Genomic DNA, 16023 nt, shown 5'->3' with positions numbered 1-16023 from the left:
GGTAGCCCTGTGATCGTCAGGGGCGAGGGTGAACAGCTGTCAGGCGACCCGGTAGGGACTCGGCGACCAGGACCGCCATCTGCGTGTCGTCCGTGGCCTCGCCCGGGTTCCAGCCGCCGCCCCCGCACATCTCGTCGCCGTGCCCCGGCTCGGGGAAGCGTGCGGAGAAGGCGCCCTCGGCGCCGAACTCGAAGGGTGCACCGAGGGCGTCACCGACGGCCGATCCGATGACGGCGCCCAGGGCCCGGTCGATGACCGGCACCGCAGCGTTGGTCATGGCCTAGTCCCGCGCCGCCCCCGGATGCAGCCGCACCCAGCCCGCCCACGCCGACGTGATCATGTCCTCGACGTCGTACTTGGCCTTCCAGCCCAGTTCGGCGGCGGCGCGGTCGGCCGAGGCGACCACGCGGGCCGGGTCGCCGGGGCGGCGGGGGGTGACCGTCGGGGGGTGGTCGTGGCCGGTGAGGGCGTTGATGCGGTCGATCATCTCGCGGACGGAGACGCCCTCGCCCCGGCCGATGTTGAGGGTGAGGGAGCGGCCTGGGGCGGACCGGAGGGCGCGGGCGGCGGCGACGTGGGCCTCGGCCAGGTCGATCACGTGGATGTAGTCGCGGACGCAGGTGCCGTCCGGCGTCGCGTAGTCGTCGCCGAAGATGCGGGGGGCCGCGGACTCGGTCAGCTTCTCGAAGACCATCGGGACGAGGTTGTAGACGCCGGTGTCGGCGAGTTCCGGGCTCGCGGCACCCGCCACGTTGAAGTAACGCAGGGACGCCGTGGACAGGCCCGTCGCCCGGCCGGTCGCGCGCACCAGCCACTCGCCGGCCAGCTTGGTCTCGCCGTACGGCGACATGGGCAGGCACGGCGTCTCTTCCGTCACCAGGTCCACGTCGGGCATGCCGTACACGGCGGCGGAGGACGAGAAGACGAAGGACGGGACGCCGGCCGCGGTGACCGCGTCCAGCAGGACGCGCAGGCCCTCGACGTTCTCCCGGTAGTACCGCAGGGGCAGCTCCACCGACTCGCCGACCTGCTTCTTGGCGGCCAGATGGACGACGCCGGTGACGGAGTGGTCGGTGAGGGCGCGGGCGACGCGTTCGCGGTCCAGGACCGAGCCCACGACGAGGGGGACGCCGTCCGGCACGCGCTCGGCGATGCCGGTGGACAGGTCGTCGTACACGACCGCCGTCTCGCCCGCCTCCGTCATCGCCCTCACGACGTGCGCCCCGATGTAGCCGGCGCCGCCGGTGATCAGCCAGGTCATGTGCGGCCGTCCCCTCGTCAGTGGTCCTCGGTGGTCATGATCCGTCATTCAGGCGTCCTGCGGGCGCCGCACTCGTCAGGACGTGGTGGGGGCCGCCTCGGTGCCGTACGTGTCCAGGGCCGCCGTGAGGCGGTCGAGACGGGTGCGGAGGTCCTGGACCTCCGCGAGGTCGAGGCCGGTGGCCGTCGCGATCCGGCGCGGTACTTCGGTGGCCCGCTCGCGCAGCGCCACGCCCTCGCCGGTGAGCCGGACCTCCACGGACCGCTCGTCGCGCGCGCTGCGCTCCCGGCGGACCAGGCCGGCCGCCTCCAGCCGCTTGAGCAGCGGGGACAGCGTGCCGGAGTCGAGGCGCAGGTGCTCGCCGAGCCTCTTCACCGGCAGTTCGCCGTGCTCCCACAGCACCAGCATCACCAGGTACTGCGGGTAGGTGAGCCCGAGGTCCTTGAGGACCACGCGGTAGACGCCGTTGAAGGCGCGCGAGGCCGCGTTCAGGGAGAAGCAGATCTGCTGGTCCAGGCGGAGCCAGTCCGTTGCGGGCGTGGTCATGTCCTCCAGGCTAGCCGACGGGGCTTGCGTGCTATTGAGTTGCGCACAATGTAGTTGTGTTCGATTGAATTGCGTGCTCTACTTGTCGTGTCAGGCGTCGTCGCGACGCTTCTCCCGCACGAGAGGGACGGTTCTCCCATGGACGCCATCTACACCGCCGCCGCCACCGCCACCCACGGCCGGGACGGCCGCGCCGTCAGCTCCGACGGCACCCTCGACCTCGCGCTCGGCGTCCCCGTCGAGATGGGCGGCAACGGGCAGGGCACCAACCCCGAGCAGCTGTTCGCCGCCGGGTACGCCGCCTGCTTCGGCAGCGCCCTCGGCCTGGTCGGCCGGCAGGCCAAGGTCGACGTCAGCGACGCCGCGGTGACCGCCGAGGTCGGCATCGGCAAGCAGGGCGAGGGCTTCGCGCTCACCGTCACGCTGCGGGTCGAGCTGCCCGAGGGCCTGGACGAGGAGACCGGCCGCAAGCTGGTCGAGCAAGCCCACCAGGTCTGCCCCTACTCCAACGCCACCCGGGGCAACATCCCGGTCGAGCTGGTCATCGAGTAGCCCCGACCCGCGCCAGCACCTCGCCCGTCCGCTCGCTCCACGCCACCACCACCGCCTCCTCGGGCACCGGCTGCCAGCGGGTGAGCAGCAGCCAGCGGACGTCGTACCGGCGGACGATCGCGGTGCGCTCGGCGCGGGTCGAGCCGGGGGCGAGGTACGCCTCCACGTCGGCCGCCCGCCGCCCGCGCTCCCGCTCGTCCAGCGACGGGTCCGGCCAGGCGGGCGCCGCGAGGTTCGGCCCGTACCCGGCGATGGCGTGCCCGGCGTAGTAGCCGTCGGTGATCACGACCTCGCCGGGGCCGATGTGCCGCGCCGCCCACTCGTACGTCGGCCAGTTCGGCGGCTGCTCGAAACCGACCGGGTCCAGCGCCCGCGGCACCACCGCCCCCGCCTGCACCGTGAGGAAGCCCAGCACCGCCCCCGCGGCCGCCGCCGCGCCCAGCGCCCTGCGCCACCACCCCCAGGGCCGGGGTGCCGCCAGCTCCACCGCCAGCGCGAACTGCAACGGCACCAGCGTCAGCCCGAGGATGCGGCCGTAGGTGTAGTGGCCGCTGAACCAGCCGTATGCCACCACCGCGCAGTCCAGCGCGAAGAGCAGCACCAGCGGATCGCGCGCCGACGCCCGTCCGCGCCGCCACAGCGCCGGCAGCCCGAGCAGCGCCAGCCAGAACTCCCCGGGCAGGTGCAGGTAGAGCACGCGGTGCATCCCGTCCACGCTCTCGTCCCCGGCCAGCGCGAACACGTCGAAGTACGGCCACAGCGCCGCCGACGCCACCGCCACGGCGCCCGTCAGCGCCCACCGCCCGACGACCGGTCCCCGCCACCCGCGCTGCCATCCGGCCACCAGCGCCACCGCGCCCAGTGCCGCCGCCACCGCCGTGATCGGGTGGACGAGGAGGACCAGGCCGTAGAGGAGGCCGAGACCCGCGTAGCCGGGCAGGCCGCGCAGGCCGCTCGGGCCCACGTACCGCACCCGGCGCTCGTCCCGGGCCCGCGCGCCCGTCAGCGCCCACGCCCAGAAGGTGAGCCCGATCGCGAACGCCGACGGGTAGCCGAGGTTGCCCGTCATCGACATCAGCCCGAGGTAGCCGCTCCACCAGGCCCGCTCGGTGCCCCACAGCAGCGTCATCGCGCCCAGCGCCAGCACCGGAGCCCACGGCCGCGGGCTCAGCACCCGCACGAAGCGGCCGAGGCCGGTCAGCAGGACCAGCAGGTTCAGTGGCCCGGCGAGCCGCACCACCTCCCAGCCGCCCAGCCCGGTCAGCCGCGCGAACAGACCCTGCGCGACCGCGTACGGCGAGTAGTAGGCGCTGCCCGCGCCCGGCAGGTCGGCCATCGGGTGGCGGGGATCCAGGAGGTTCGCCTTCAGGCGCTCGACGACGGCCGCGTGCTGGCCGGCGTCGCAGCACAGCGGCACCGCCCAGTACGCCAGCGTCATCACCAGGAAGAACAGGAAACCGGCGGCCTGGTACGGGGTGGGACGCCAGGACCGGCCGCCGCGCAGCGCCGTGGCACCGCGCACGGGCCGCCGGACGAGGACACCGGCGCTCACGGGACGTGCGAAGGGTGGGACATTCGAGGCATTTGCCGTATGTTCCCGGTGGCTCCGTCGAGGTCAACGACACGACCTCACGTCACCGCATCGAGTGACCGTCAACCGGCGGCGCGCGTCCGTTCAGTCGGCCACGCGCGCCCGTTCGGCCTGCCCCTGCGCCGGCAGCGCCACCCGGCCGGCCCGCACCACCGGCTCCAGCAGCAGCGGGATGCCCACCACCGGCAGCAGCCAGGCCAGCACGATCAGCCGCTCGCCCCAGATGTCGATGTCCGGGTGCCCCGCTTGCGTCAGGATGCCGGTGAACGCCGCCGCGACCAGGAAGACCCCGACCGCGCCGCCGCGCCGCAGCGCACCCCACGCCCCGGCGCCCAGCGCCGCCGCGAACAACGGCTCCCACGCCTGCCGCCGCAGCCACTCCACCCAGAAGTTGCCCTGCAACTGCCAGAACTCCGGCCACGGGTCCGCGCGGTCCGGCCGGGCGAAGTGCCCGGTCAGCAGGTCCTGGAGGCTGTCGGAGACCGACGGGTAGTGCAGCAGCCGTGACAGGGCCATGGTGCCGACGGCGCCCGCCAGGCCGACCGCCGCGAGCACGAGCACCTCCCGGCCCGGCGGCCGTCCCCGGCGGCGTCGCCGCAGTGCGAGCAGCGCGCCCGCCGCCGCCAGGCACACCCCGAGGAACAGCGCCTGCGAGTGCTTCACGGTGAACAGCGCGACCAGCGACCCGCCGACCAGCGCGTACCCGGCCCGCGCCCGCCCCGCCCGCAGCACCAGCGCGCACCCCCACACCGCCGCCAGCGTCAGCGCCATCAGCAGGCCCTCGGTCATCGGCCGCATGGCCGTCGTCCCGCACGGCAGCACGTAGTACAGCGCCTGCCCGGTCAGCGCGAGCGGCGCCGGCGCGGACAGGGTGCGCAGGATCAGGAAGACCAGGACACCGCCCGCGCAGGCGATGACCACGCCCGCCGCCCACAGCCCCCACGTCGCCCCGAGGAGCACGACGAAGGGCACCAGGAACAGCGGGTAGCCGGGCCGCGCCTCGAAGATCCGCATGAAGCGTTCCGTCATGTACGGCACGGTGTGCCCGCCGGTCTGCCCGGCCGCCAGCCTCGGTTCCACCTGCGCCCACTCCCGCTCCCGGCAGTCGGACGTCACCTGGTCGGTGGGGTCGGGGCGGTGGAAGCGGACCACGTGCACGCTCTGGTCGCGGCGGGCCGTCGACGCCTTGCTCGCGCACACGTGGTCGATGGTGTCCGCGGCCACCCCGCGTTTGCTCCCGCCCGCCAGACTCAGGGCGTACGACAGGTAGTTCTTGGTGTCGGGGGTGTCCCGGCCGGTGACGTTCGCCAGCTGGAGCAGGGCGAAGACCGCGGCCAGGACCAGCACCCAGGTGCGCGGCCTCATGACGAGGCCAGCAGGTCGCGGCCGGGGGCGGCGGGGACGGACCGGGCGCCGGGCACCCCGGCGGGCTCCGGCATCGGCTCGCCCAGCAGCAGCGTCCGCACCACCCGCTCGGCGGCCCGGCCGTCCTCGTACTCGCAGAACCGGTCCCGGAACGCGGACCTGAGCCGCGCCGCCTCCTCGTCCCGCCACGCCCCGGAGGTCAGCAGCCAAGCCAGCTCCCGGTAGGAGCGCGACACGTGGCCCGGTGCCTCGGCGGTGATGTCGAAGTAGGCGCCGCGGCTCGCCGTGTAGGCGGCCCAGTCGTCCGCGTGGACGAGGACGGGCCGGTCCAGGAGGACGTAGTCGAACATCAGGGCCGAGTAGTCGGTGATCAGCAGGTCGGAGGCGAGCATCAGGTCCTCGACGTGCGGCTCGTCGGTCGCGTCGATCAGCACGCCCCGCCGGTGCAGCTCCGCCAGGCCCATGCCGCGCGCCGGGCCGTCGGCCAGCGACGGGTGCAGCCGCACCACCAGGGTGTGGCCCTCACCGAGGTCGGCGGCGAGCCGGGCCGGGTCGAACCGCTCCACGTACCCGCCCCGCCGGTACTCGCGGCGGGTCGGCGCGTACAGCACCACGGTGTGCCCCTCGGGGACGCCGAGCCGCTCGCGCACCTGCCGGCCCGCCTCTGGACCGGCGTTCACCAGCACGTCGTTGCGCGGGCTGCCGGTGCGCGCGGACGCGAAGTGGCAGGGGTACGCCCGTTCCCACATCCGTTCCGCGTACCGGCCCGCGACCAGGCTGTGGTCCCAGCGGTCGGCCCGCCGCAGCATCTGCGGCACGTCCAGGCCGTGCCGGGCGCCGGGCCGGCCCAGCAGGTCGGCGCCCATGTACTTGAGCGGGGTGCCCTGGTGGGTGTGGATGTGGACGCTGTCCGGCCGCTTGGGCACGGCCCAGGGCCAGTTGACGTTGTTGACGAGGAACCCGGCCCGCTCGACCGCCCGGTGGTAGTCCGCGCTGCCGAGGAGCACGTGCTCGGTGTCCGGCGGCAGTGCCGCCGCCTCCTCCTCGCCGCGCACCACCCACACCCCGCGCAGGTGCGGGGCGATCTCGCGGGCCTTGCGGTGGATCGCCGCCGGGTCGCCCAGTACGCCCCGGTGGGAGAAGGCCGAGTACACGACGAGGTCCGCATCGAGCGGGCGCCGCGTGTTCACCGCCGTCCGCACCCGCCGCAGGCGGCCGCCGGCCGCCCCGCGCGCCTGCCGCGCCCGGCGCCCCAGCTCCCGGCCCGCCCGGCCGGACTCGCGGCGCAGCCGGTAGGCGGCGTACCCGTGCTCCAGCACGCGCAGTTCGGCCGGGATCTCGGCGCCCTCGGGCCGGTACTCCCGGAACATCTCGGCGGTGCGGCGGAAGAACTCCGCCTTGTCCGCCGGCGGCAGCCGGTCCGGCTTGGACAGGACGTCCAGGCAGTGCTCGCCCATCTTGGCGTGCAGGAACGGCCGCCAGCGGGCCAGTTCCGGGCGGTCGTCGAGGAACGCGAAGACCCGCTCGTACTGCGCGTGCACGTCGAAGTGCTTGCGGCTGGTGGTGGACAGGATGTTGCCCTGGCGGCGCTGCCGGTAGTTCAGGCAGACGCGGTCCAGGGTGGCGATCCGCCCGGCCGCGAACATGACCGGGAAGGTCCAGGGCGTGTCCTCGTAGTAGCCCGGCGGGAAGGTGAAGCCCTCCCGTTCGACGAAGTCGCGCCGGTAGACCTTGTTCCACACCACCATCAGCAGGTCGAGGATCTCGGGGCGCTCGGCGGCGGTGAAGGTCTCGTCGGTTTCGCCGAGCACGTGGGCGAGGACGTTGCGCCGGGTGCCGCCCCACCAGTAGGTGCGGGCGTAGTCGAAGACCAGGACGTCCGGGTCGTCCGCCTCCGCGAGCCGGTCGGCCATGGCGCGCAGGGCGCCCGGGGTGAGGGTGTCGTCGCTGTCGAGGAAGAAGAGGTAGTCCCCGGTGGCGTGCGGCAGAGCGGCGTTGCGGGCCCGGCCGAGGCCGGCGTTCTCCTCCAGGTGCAGCACGCGCACCCGGTCGTCGGCGGCCGCGTACTCGTCGAGGATGGCGCCGCAGTCGTCCGGGGAGCAGTCGTCCACGGCGACGACCTCGATGTCCCGGTAGGACTGGTCCAGCACGGAGTCCAGGCACTCGCGCAGGAAGCCCTGCACCTTGAAGCAGGGGACGATGACGCTGAAGCGGGGCACGGCGGGATCAGCTCCTCACAAGGGTGGCGGCGGGGGCCGGGACCCGCTCGGCGAGCGGGACCACGGGCGGCAGCGACTCGGGCGGCTCGCCCAGCAGCACCCGGCGTACGACGCGCTCGGCGGCCCGGCCGTCGTCGAACTCGCAGAACCGCTCCCGGAAGGCGGCCCGCAGCGCCGCCGACCCGCGGTCCGCGTACGAACCGTCGCGGAAGACGCGGGCCAGCTCCTCCGGCGTGCGCGCCACCGGTCCGGGCGGGGCGGCCATCAGGTCGAAGTAGACGCCGCGGGTCTCCCGGTAGACGTCCCAGTCGTCGGCGTACACGACGATCGGCCGGTCCAGGTTGGCGTAGTCGAACATGATCGACGAGTAGTCGGTGACCAGCGCGTCGGCGGCCAGGCACACGTCCTCGGCCGAGCGGTGCGCGGTCACGTCGATGATGCGGCCGGTGCGGGCGCGCCTGTCGCCCCGGTCGTAGAAGTAGTGGGCGCGCAGCAGTACGACCACGTCCTCGCCCGCCGCCTCGCAGAAGGCCTCCAGGTCCAGGGCGCCCGCGCCGAACCCCGCCGCCCAGTCGCGGTGCGTGGGCGCGTACAGGACGGCCGTCTTTCCCTCCGGGACGCCGAGTTCGCGCCGGACGCGGGCGACGTCCTCGGCGGTCGCCGTGCAGTAGACGTCGTTGCGCGGGTAGCCGTACTCCAGCTGCTCGTAGGAGCCCGGATAGGCGCGCTCCCACATCCGGGTGGAGTGGCGGTTGGCGGAGAGGTTGTAGTCCCAGCGGTCCACGCGGCCCAGCAGCTTGGTGAAGCTGCCGCTCGCGGCTGCCACCACCGGGTACGTGGACTGGTCGACGCCCATGGTCTTCAGCGGGGTGCCGTGCTGGGTCTGCACGTGCACGCTGCCGGGGCGCTTGACGACGCCCTCGGCGAAGTTGGCGTTGTTGACCAGGTACTTGGCGCGGGCCAGCACCTCCCAGTAGCGGTGGCTGCCGATGACGGCGTGGTCGACGTCCTTGGGCACGGTGTGCGCCTGGTCCGGCTCGACCAGGAACACCGAGCGCAGGTGCGGGGCGAGTTCGCGGGCCTTGGCGTGGATCGCGGCCGGATTGCAGGCGTAGCCGCGGCCCCAGTACGCGCAGTACACGACGAGGTTAGGGTCCAGCGGGCGGCGCAGGTGGCGGCGGTACCGGAGGCGGGTGCGCAGGCCGTGCGGGCGTGGCAGGCGCCCGAGGACACCGCCGGCCGCCCGGTTGGCGGCGCGCAGGGCGCGGAAGCCCGCGTAGGACCCGGACGCCAGCAGCCGGTGCTGCACGCCGAGCCGGCCGCCCGGTGTCCGGAAACCGGCGGGGCGGTGGCGGCGGTAGAGGCGGCTCGCCCGGCGGAAGAAGGTCCGGCGCTGCCGTCGGGTCAGGCGCCGTGGATGGGTGGCGGTCTTCAGGATCGCGGCGAAGAGCTGCTCGAACAGCGGTCCGCGCCGCGCGTCCGGCAGCCCCCGCTCGGCGGCGTGCGCGAGCGCCAGCCCGGCCTGGTCCAGGAGCTGTGCGTGGTGCTCGCCGGGCAGGTTCAGCCGGTTCCCCTGCCGGCGGATCCGGTGGCGTACGACGACGGAGCGCAGCACCGTGACGCGCTCGGCGCGCGCCGTGACCAGGGGGCCGAAGCCGACGTCGGTGAAGTGGCCGTCGGGGAAGTCCAGTCGCCGTTCGGCCAGGAAGGTGCGGCGGTAGACCGCGCTCCACGCGGGCAGGTGCACGCCGGTCAGGTGCGGGGCGTCCTCCGGGGCGAAGGCGCCCTCGGGGGCGTTGGCCAGCAGCGGGGCCGCCGGGTTGGCCGGCTCGCCCTCCCACCAGGGCATCCGCTCGTGCTCGAAGTACAGGACGTCCACGCCGCCGGTGTCCGCCAGCCGCCCGTCCAGCGCCGCCAGCGCGCCCGGGACGAGGACGTCGTCGCCGTCGAGGAACAGCAGGTACGCGCCGGTCGCCGCCCGCATCCCCGCGTTGCGCGCCCCGGCCAGGCCGGCCGACGGCGGCGAGTGCACCGGCGCCACCCGGGAGTCCCGCTCGGCGCGCTCTCCGACGACGTCCGCCGCGGCCCGGTCCGCGGTGTCGGCCACCGGGATCAGCTCGAAGTCGCCGAAGGCCTGGGCGAGTACCGAATCCAGCGCCTGGGAGAGCCGCCCCGCGACCCCATGGGACGGGACGATGATGCTGAAGCGGGGCATGCTGCTCTTTCTCTCGTTGTCCTGGTCCGTCGGGAGCCGCCGTCCCGCGGATCCAGCCGGCCCGGCCGTCCCGTGGGCCGCCGGACGGGCGGCCGGGACGGAGCGGGCCGCGACGAGCCGCGGGGCATGTGGACTCCCAGTGGACAAACGGCGGTCAGAGGCTGTCGGTGACGGTGCGGGGCCCCGCCGGTTGCGGCACGGTCGCCAGCGGGGCGCGCGCGAGGCCCGCCGCGGCGGAGGGCACGGGCCGGCGTTCGGCGGGCGGCACGACCGGCGGGAGGTCCGGGCCCGTCTGGCCGAGCACCGCACGGCGTACGACGCGTTCGGCGGCGCGGCCGTCGTCGTGCGGGCAGAACCGCTCCCGGAAAGCGGCCCTGAGCTGCGCGGACCGGGCGCCGCGCCAGTGCCCGCCGGCGAAGACGCCGATCAGCTCGTCCTCGTCCCGGACGATCGCGCCCGGCGGGAAGTCGCGCAGGTCGAAGTAGGTGCCGCGGGCCGCCTCGAACACCTCCGGCTCGTCGGCGTGGATCACGATCGGCCGGTCCAGACCCGCGTAGTCGAACATCAGTGCTGAGTAGTCGGTGACGAGGGCGTCCGAGGCCAGGCACAGGGACTCCACGCTCGGGTGGCCGCTGACGTCGACGACCCGGCCGGCGGACTCGGCGAGCGGCCCGCCGTGGCGGGGATGGGCGCGGGCCAGCACCATGAAGCGGGGGCCGAGACGGGTGACGACGCGTTCCAGGTCCAGGGCGGCGCGCTGGGTGCGCCGGTAGTCGCGGTGGGTGGGCGCGTACAGGATCGCGACCGTGTCCTCGGGAATGCCGAGGGTCTCGCGCAGCCGGGCCACGTCCGCGGGCGTCGCCCGCTGGAACACGTCGGTGCGGGGCTGGCCGTACTCCAGCGTGGCGTAGCGGCCGGGGTGGACTCGTTCCCAGGTCAGGGTGGAGTGGCGGTTGGCGGAGACGACGTAGTCCCAGGTGCCGGACTCGCGCAGCAGCCGGGCGAAGTCGGTGCGGCCCGCGGCGGCAGGGCGTTCCCGCAGGTCCAGGCCCATGTGCTCGAGGGGCGTACCGGCCCGCGTCTGGATCAGGACCTGGCCCTTGCGCCGGACCAGGCCCGCGTCGAAGGCGTCGTCGTGCACCAAATAGCGGGAGCGGGCCAGGGCCGTCCAGTGGGCGGCCGTGCCGGGGGTCAGGCGGCGGGTTCCGGTCGGGATGGTGTGGTGGTGCGCGGGGGCGGCGGACCACGCCGTGCGGATGTGCGGCGCCAGGTCGCGGAAGGCCTCCTCCAGCGCGCCCGGGTTGCCCCCGTGGCCCCGCTCGCCGGCGGCGGCGAAGACGGCACGGTCGCTCAGGGGCAGACAGCGCTGGACGCGGTAGTGGGCGCGCAGGGCGACCGCTCGTACGGCGCGCAGCAGCCGGGCGGTGGCCTTCACGGTCCGGCGGCGCAGGGCGGAGGCCAGCCGCAGGGTCCGCCAGGTGCGGCCCAGCCCCAGCCGGAGCAGGGCGTGGCGCAGCCGCACGGGCCGCGGGGCGGGGGCGCCGGGGACCCGGTAGCGGCGGCAGTGGACGCGGGCCCGGCGCAGGAACTCGGCGCGCAGCCGGCGCGGGACGCGGTCGGGGCGGGTGAACACCGTCGTCAGGTGGTCGGCCATGCGGCGGTAGAGCACCGGCCGCCAGTGGGCCAGTTCCGGGTCCGACTCCAGGAACGCGAAGACCCGGTCGTACTGGGCGAAGACGTCCAGGTGCCGCTCGCTCGGTGTGCCCAGGATGCTGCCGTGCCGGCGCTGCCGGTAGTGGACGCAGACCCGGTCCAGGGTGGCGATGGACTCCGCCGTCATCAGGACCGGGTAGGTCCACGGGGTGTCCTCGTAGTAGCCCGGCGGGAAGGTGAAGCCCTCGCGCTCGGCGAACTCGCGCCGCACCGTCTTGTTCCAGGCCACCATCAGCAGTTTCAGCAGCTCCGGCCGGTCGGCGAGCCGGAACGGCGCCGGGCCCCGCTCGGTGAGGTGGGCGGCGGCCTGGTTGCGGACCGCCTCACCCGTCCAGTAGGTGCGCGCGTAGTCGTAGACCAGGACGTCCGGCTCCCCGGTCTCCTTGATCCGGTCGGCGACCGCCCGCAGCGCGTGCGGGGTGAGGGTGTCGTCGCCGTCGAGGAAGACCAGGTAGTCGCCGCCGGCCCGCTCCATGCCCGCGTTGCGGGCGGGGCCGAGCCCGCCGTTGCGCGGCAGGTGCAGGGCGCGCACCCGGGCGTCGCGGGCCGCGAACTCGTCGGCGATCTCGCCGCAGGCGTCCGGCGAGCAGTCGTCGACCACGATCAGCTCGAAGTCCGGGTACGACTGGGACAGCACCGATTCCAGGCATGCGGGCAGATACGCCTGCACCTGGTGCGCGGGGACGATGACACTGAACCTGGGCACGGGGACATCCATGGGTCGGCGGGATCGGCGCGGGCGTTCGGCCCGGGAACGGCCAGTGGAGTGACTTGGTTACGGCCGCTGCGGCATTCGGGGGACGACGCGCAGGCCGGAGAGGGGGCGGGCCGGTGACCGGCCCGCCCCCTCAAGGGTGTTCTCGTGGCGCCTACTTGACCGCGCCCGCCATCACGCCGGAGACGAACTGCCGCTGGAACGCGAAGAACACGGCCAGCGGGATCACCATGGAGATGAAGGCACCCGGCGCCAGGATGTCGATGTTGTTGCCGAACTGCCGTACCTGCGTCTGCAGGGCGACCGTGATCGGCTGGCTCCCGGCGTCCGAGAAGATCAGCGCGACCAGCATGTCGTTCCACACCCACAGGAACTGGAAGATGCCGAGGCTCGCGATCGCGGGCCCGCCCAGCGGCATCACGACCCGCACGAACAGCCGCAGTTCACCCGCGCCGTCCAGCCGGGCCGCCTCCAGCAGCTCCCTGGGAATCTCCGCGAAGAAGTTCCGCAGCAGGAAGATCGCGAAGGGCAGACCGAAGCCCACGTGGAAGAGGACCACGCCGACGACCGACCCGAACAGGCCGATTTTCCCGAAGAGTTCCGCGATCGGGATCAGCGCCACCTGGACGGGGACGACGAGCAGCCCGACCACGGCCAGGAACCACCAGTCGCGGCCCGGGAAGTCCATCCACGCGAAGGCGTACCCCGCGAGCGAACCGATGACCACGACCAGGATGGTCGCCGGGACCGTGATCAGCGCGGTGTTGAGGAGCGAGGAGGTGATGTCGCCGTTCTTCAGCAGCTCCTCGTAGCTCTGGAAGGTGAGCCGGGACGGCTCGCTGAAGACCTCCCACCAGCCGCTCGCCGCCATGTCCCGGGGCGTGCGCAGCGAGGACAGCAGCAGGCCGATCGTCGGGACCAGCCAGAACAGGCCGACGACGATCAGGAACGCCTGGACCAGCCCGCCGCTGACGCGCTCGGCGAGCCGGGCGCCCAGTGACCGCCTCGCCCCGACGGTGCTGCCGTCGGGCGCCGGTGCCGCCTCGGTGAGGGAACCCGCCTGAGCGGTCATCGCCGCACCTCCCGCCGCAGCCGCCGTACGTTGAACCACATGACCGGGATGACCAGGAGCAGCAGGAACACCGCGATGGCGCTGGCGACGCCCGGCTGGTCCGAGGCGAAGCCCTTGCGGTACAGCTCCAGGGCGAGGACGTTCGCGTCGTCCTGGGAGGAGCCCGGGGCGATGATGAAGACCAGGTCGAAGACCTTCAGCACGTTGATCATCAGGGTGACGACGACGACCGCCAGGACCGGCGCCAGCAGCGGCACCGTGACCCGTCTGAAGACCTGCCACTCGTTGGCCCCGTCGACCCGGGCGGCCTCCAGGAGTTCCCGGGGGACCCCGGCGAGCCCCGCGGCGATCAGCACCATCGCGAAGCCCGCCCACATCCATACGTACGACCCGATGATGGCCGGGGTGACGAGGGAGGGGCCGAGCCAGCTCAGGCCGTTGTAGGGCTCCTTGAAGTTGTCGGCGGGGAGCCTGAGCTGCGCCCCGTCGGCCGCCGCGGGGAGCGTGAAGGTGCCGTCGCCGGCCGCCGTGGTGGACGCGACGACCTCGCCGTCCTTCACCGCCTCGATCTTCATCCCGGCGTAGCCCAGTTCGGCGGCGTCGACGCTGTTGAGCTGCCCGACGCCCTTGCCGCGGGTGAAGTCCTGCCAGGTGGTGCCGGTGATCTTCCCGTCCTCGGGCTTCGCGGGTACGGCCTTCTCGGCGCCGTCCGGCATCACGTCGGGGGCGACGCCGACGAGGGGCAGGACGACGGTCTGCCCCGCGGTGACCGGCTCCTTGGTGATGAACGCGCCGCCGCCGGCCGGCTCCAGCGGCGACTCGCGGCCCGGGTGTGCCTTCGGGAACGCCGACGACTCGGCGAACGTGTCGTGCACCCCGACCCACACCGCGTTCGCGACGCCCTTGTCCGGGTCCTGGTCGTAGACGAGCCGGAAGATGATCCCGGCCGCCAGCATCGAGATCGCCATCGGCATGAAGACGACCAGCTTGAACGCCGTGCCCCAGCGCACCCGTTCGGTCAGCACCGCGAAGATCAGGCCGAGGGCGGTGGCGACGGTCGGCGCGAACACCACCCAGATGACGTTGTTCTTCAGCGCGGTGCGGATGCCGTCGTCGGTGAAGAGCGCCTGGTAGTTGTCGAATCCGGCGAAGGAGTCGCCGGACTGGTCGTAGAAGCTGCGGATCAGCGAGTACCCGATCGGGTAGACCACGAGCGCGCCGAGCAGCACCAGGGCGGGGAGCAGGAACAGCACCGCCACGGTCTTGCGGGTGCCGGTCACGCTCTTGCGCGACTTGGGGGCGGCAGGGCCCCGGGAGGCTCCTGCCGCCGTGACCGACGCCATCGCGTCAGCCTCCGTAGGCGGCGGCCGCGTCCGCCTCCAACTGGCGCTGCGCGCCCTCGACGTCGGACGGGTTCTTCAGGAAGTCCTGGAGCGCCTTCCACTCGCCCTTGCCGGGCGTGCCGCCGAAGGCCTGCGGGGCCTGGTCCGACATGTCGAAGCGGAAGTCGTCACCGGCCGAGACCAGCGCCTCGGCGATCCTCCTCTGCACGTCGTTCGGGTACGCCGACGTGTCCAGGTTCTTGTTCGGCGAGAGATAACCCCCGAGCCCCGCGTGGATCGCCGCCGCGTCCGGGGAGGCCAGCCAGGTGGCCAGCGCCTGCGCCGCCTTCGAGTCCTCCAGGATCACCGCCGCGTCACCGCCGGAGACCACCGGCGCGGTGTCGCCGACCGCCGGGAACGGGAAGACCTTCGCGCCGTCGCCGACCTCCGCGTCCGTCTCCGCGATGTTGACCTGCACGAAGTCGCCCTCGTAGACCATGGCGGCCTTGGGCTGGGCGCCGCCGGTGAAGGTCTGCGTCACCGAGGCCGGGAAGTCGGTCTGCAGCGCGCCGGCCGCGCCGCCCGCCACGTAGTCCTTCTTGCCCCAGACCTCGGCGAGGGTGGTCAGGGCCTCCTTCACGGACGGGTCCGTCCACTTGATCTCGTGCTTGGCCAACTGGTCGTACTTCTCCGGGCCGGCCTGGGAGAGGTAGATGTTCTCGAACCAGTCGGTGAGGGTCCAGCCGTCCGCGCCGCCGACGGAGAACGGCGTGACGCCCGAGTCGTAGATCATCTGGGCGGTGGTGAGCAGCTCGTCCCAGGTCTTGGGCTCGGCCGCGCCCGCGTTCTCGAAGACCTGCGCGTTGTACCAGATCAGGGACTTGTTCGCGGCCTTGTAGTAGACGCCGTACTGCTTGCCGTCGACCTTTCCGATGTCCTGCCAGCCCTGGGAGTAGTTCTCCGTCAGCTCCTTGGTGGCCTCGGCGCCCAGCGGCTTGGCCCAGCCCTTCTCGACGGCCTGCTTGATGGCACCGGGCTGGGGGAGCATCGCCACGTCCGGCGGGGCGCCGCCGGCCACCTTCGAACCGAGGAAGTTGATGATCGGGTCCTGGGCGGGCACGAAGGTCACCTCGGCGCCGGTGCGCTTCTCGAACTCCTCGAGGACCTTCGTGAAGTTCTCCTGCTCGGCGCCGGTCCAGACGGCGGCGACCTCCAGGCTCTCGCCGTCCAGCTTGGGGAGGGTGACGGTGGCGGCCGTTTCCTTGCCGCCGTCCCCCTGACCCTGCTTGTCGTCGCCGCCGCTGTCGTCGTCTCCGCCGCACGCGGTGAGCGAGAGGGCGAGGGCTCCGGCGGCGAGGAACGCGGCGGCCCTGGTGGGCCTCTTCGCGGCGCTGTTCCCGGCCCTCTTGACGGTCCTGCGTGTCCGGATGGTGCTGCTCGTGCGCATCACTG

At 73.4% G+C, this 16023-nt stretch carries 11 protein-coding genes and 1 pseudogene; 1 reads left to right on the top strand and 11 read right to left on the bottom strand.

The window, feature by feature from the left end; translation table 11 throughout:
- Positions 1-52: 52 nt before the first annotated feature.
- From AMK11_RS05945 to AMK11_RS05935, 3 genes and pseudogenes are all read right to left on the bottom strand, one after another.
- Positions 53-277: pseudogene (locus AMK11_RS05945) on the bottom strand (ADP-ribosylglycohydrolase family protein); the annotation flags it as partial.
- 3 nt (positions 278-280) lie between these two features.
- The gene (gene galE / locus AMK11_RS05940; RefSeq protein WP_073723751.1) at positions 281-1261 is read right to left on the bottom strand and encodes a UDP-glucose 4-epimerase GalE; all 981 of its coding nucleotides are present in this window, start codon (positions 1259-1261) and stop codon (positions 281-283) included.
- Between the two features lie 75 nt (positions 1262-1336).
- On the bottom strand, positions 1337-1807 hold the full coding sequence (locus AMK11_RS05935) for a MarR family winged helix-turn-helix transcriptional regulator (protein ID WP_073723749.1): 471 nt from the start codon (positions 1805-1807) through the stop codon (positions 1337-1339).
- 138 nt (positions 1808-1945) lie between these two features.
- Here AMK11_RS05935 and AMK11_RS05930 point away from each other — a divergent pair, with 138 nt between their 5' ends.
- The gene (locus AMK11_RS05930; protein ID WP_073723747.1) at positions 1946-2359 is read left to right on the top strand and encodes an organic hydroperoxide resistance protein; all 414 of its coding nucleotides are present in this window, start codon (positions 1946-1948) and stop codon (positions 2357-2359) included.
- Here the strand turns inward: AMK11_RS05930 and AMK11_RS05925 are convergent.
- From AMK11_RS05925 to AMK11_RS05890, 8 genes are all read right to left on the bottom strand, one after another.
- Complete coding sequence (locus tag AMK11_RS05925; protein ID WP_073723745.1) at positions 2349-3911, bottom strand: hypothetical protein; 1563 nt, start codon at positions 3909-3911, stop codon at positions 2349-2351. The two genes, AMK11_RS05930 and AMK11_RS05925, sit on opposite strands and share 11 nt — an antisense overlap.
- 123 nt (positions 3912-4034) lie before the next feature.
- A complete protein-coding gene (locus tag AMK11_RS05920; RefSeq protein ID WP_073723743.1) occupies positions 4035-5315 on the bottom strand; it encodes a hypothetical protein in 1281 nt (426 codons plus the stop codon).
- Entirely contained in the window at positions 5312-7534 is a 2223-nt protein-coding gene (locus AMK11_RS05915) for a bifunctional glycosyltransferase/CDP-glycerol:glycerophosphate glycerophosphotransferase (protein ID WP_073723741.1), read from the bottom strand. Before AMK11_RS05915 ends, AMK11_RS05920 begins: the two co-directional genes overlap by 4 nt.
- Before the next feature lie 7 nt (positions 7535-7541).
- The gene (locus AMK11_RS05910; protein WP_073723739.1) at positions 7542-9749 is read right to left on the bottom strand and encodes a bifunctional glycosyltransferase/CDP-glycerol:glycerophosphate glycerophosphotransferase; all 2208 of its coding nucleotides are present in this window, start codon (positions 9747-9749) and stop codon (positions 7542-7544) included.
- A gap of 154 nt (positions 9750-9903) precedes the next feature.
- Positions 9904-12168 (bottom strand): bifunctional glycosyltransferase/CDP-glycerol:glycerophosphate glycerophosphotransferase, encoded by a 2265-nt coding sequence (locus tag AMK11_RS05905; protein ID WP_073723737.1) that lies wholly within the window; start codon positions 12166-12168, stop codon positions 9904-9906.
- 163 nt (positions 12169-12331) lie between these two features.
- Positions 12332-13249 carry a carbohydrate ABC transporter permease gene (locus AMK11_RS05900; protein WP_073723735.1) on the bottom strand — a complete coding sequence of 306 codons (918 nt, stop codon included), beginning with the start codon at positions 13247-13249 and terminating at the stop codon, positions 12332-12334.
- The gene (locus AMK11_RS05895; protein WP_198941298.1) at positions 13246-14592 is read right to left on the bottom strand and encodes a carbohydrate ABC transporter permease; all 1347 of its coding nucleotides are present in this window, start codon (positions 14590-14592) and stop codon (positions 13246-13248) included. The genes AMK11_RS05900 and AMK11_RS05895 overlap by 4 nt, the downstream gene beginning before the upstream one ends.
- A 4-nt stretch (positions 14593-14596) precedes the next feature.
- Positions 14597-16018: an ABC transporter substrate-binding protein gene (locus AMK11_RS05890; RefSeq protein WP_073723733.1), complete on the bottom strand. Its 1422-nt coding sequence runs from the start codon at positions 16016-16018 to the stop codon at positions 14597-14599.
- Positions 16019-16023: the final 5 nt, after the last annotated feature.

The sequence above is a fragment of the Streptomyces sp. CB02414 genome (genome assembly GCF_001905385.1).
In the GTDB taxonomy this organism is placed as follows: Bacteria; Actinomycetota; Actinomycetes; order Streptomycetales; family Streptomycetaceae; genus Streptomyces.
Note: the sequence above shows the minus strand (reverse complement) of the source record. Positions and strands in the feature narration are given on the sequence as shown.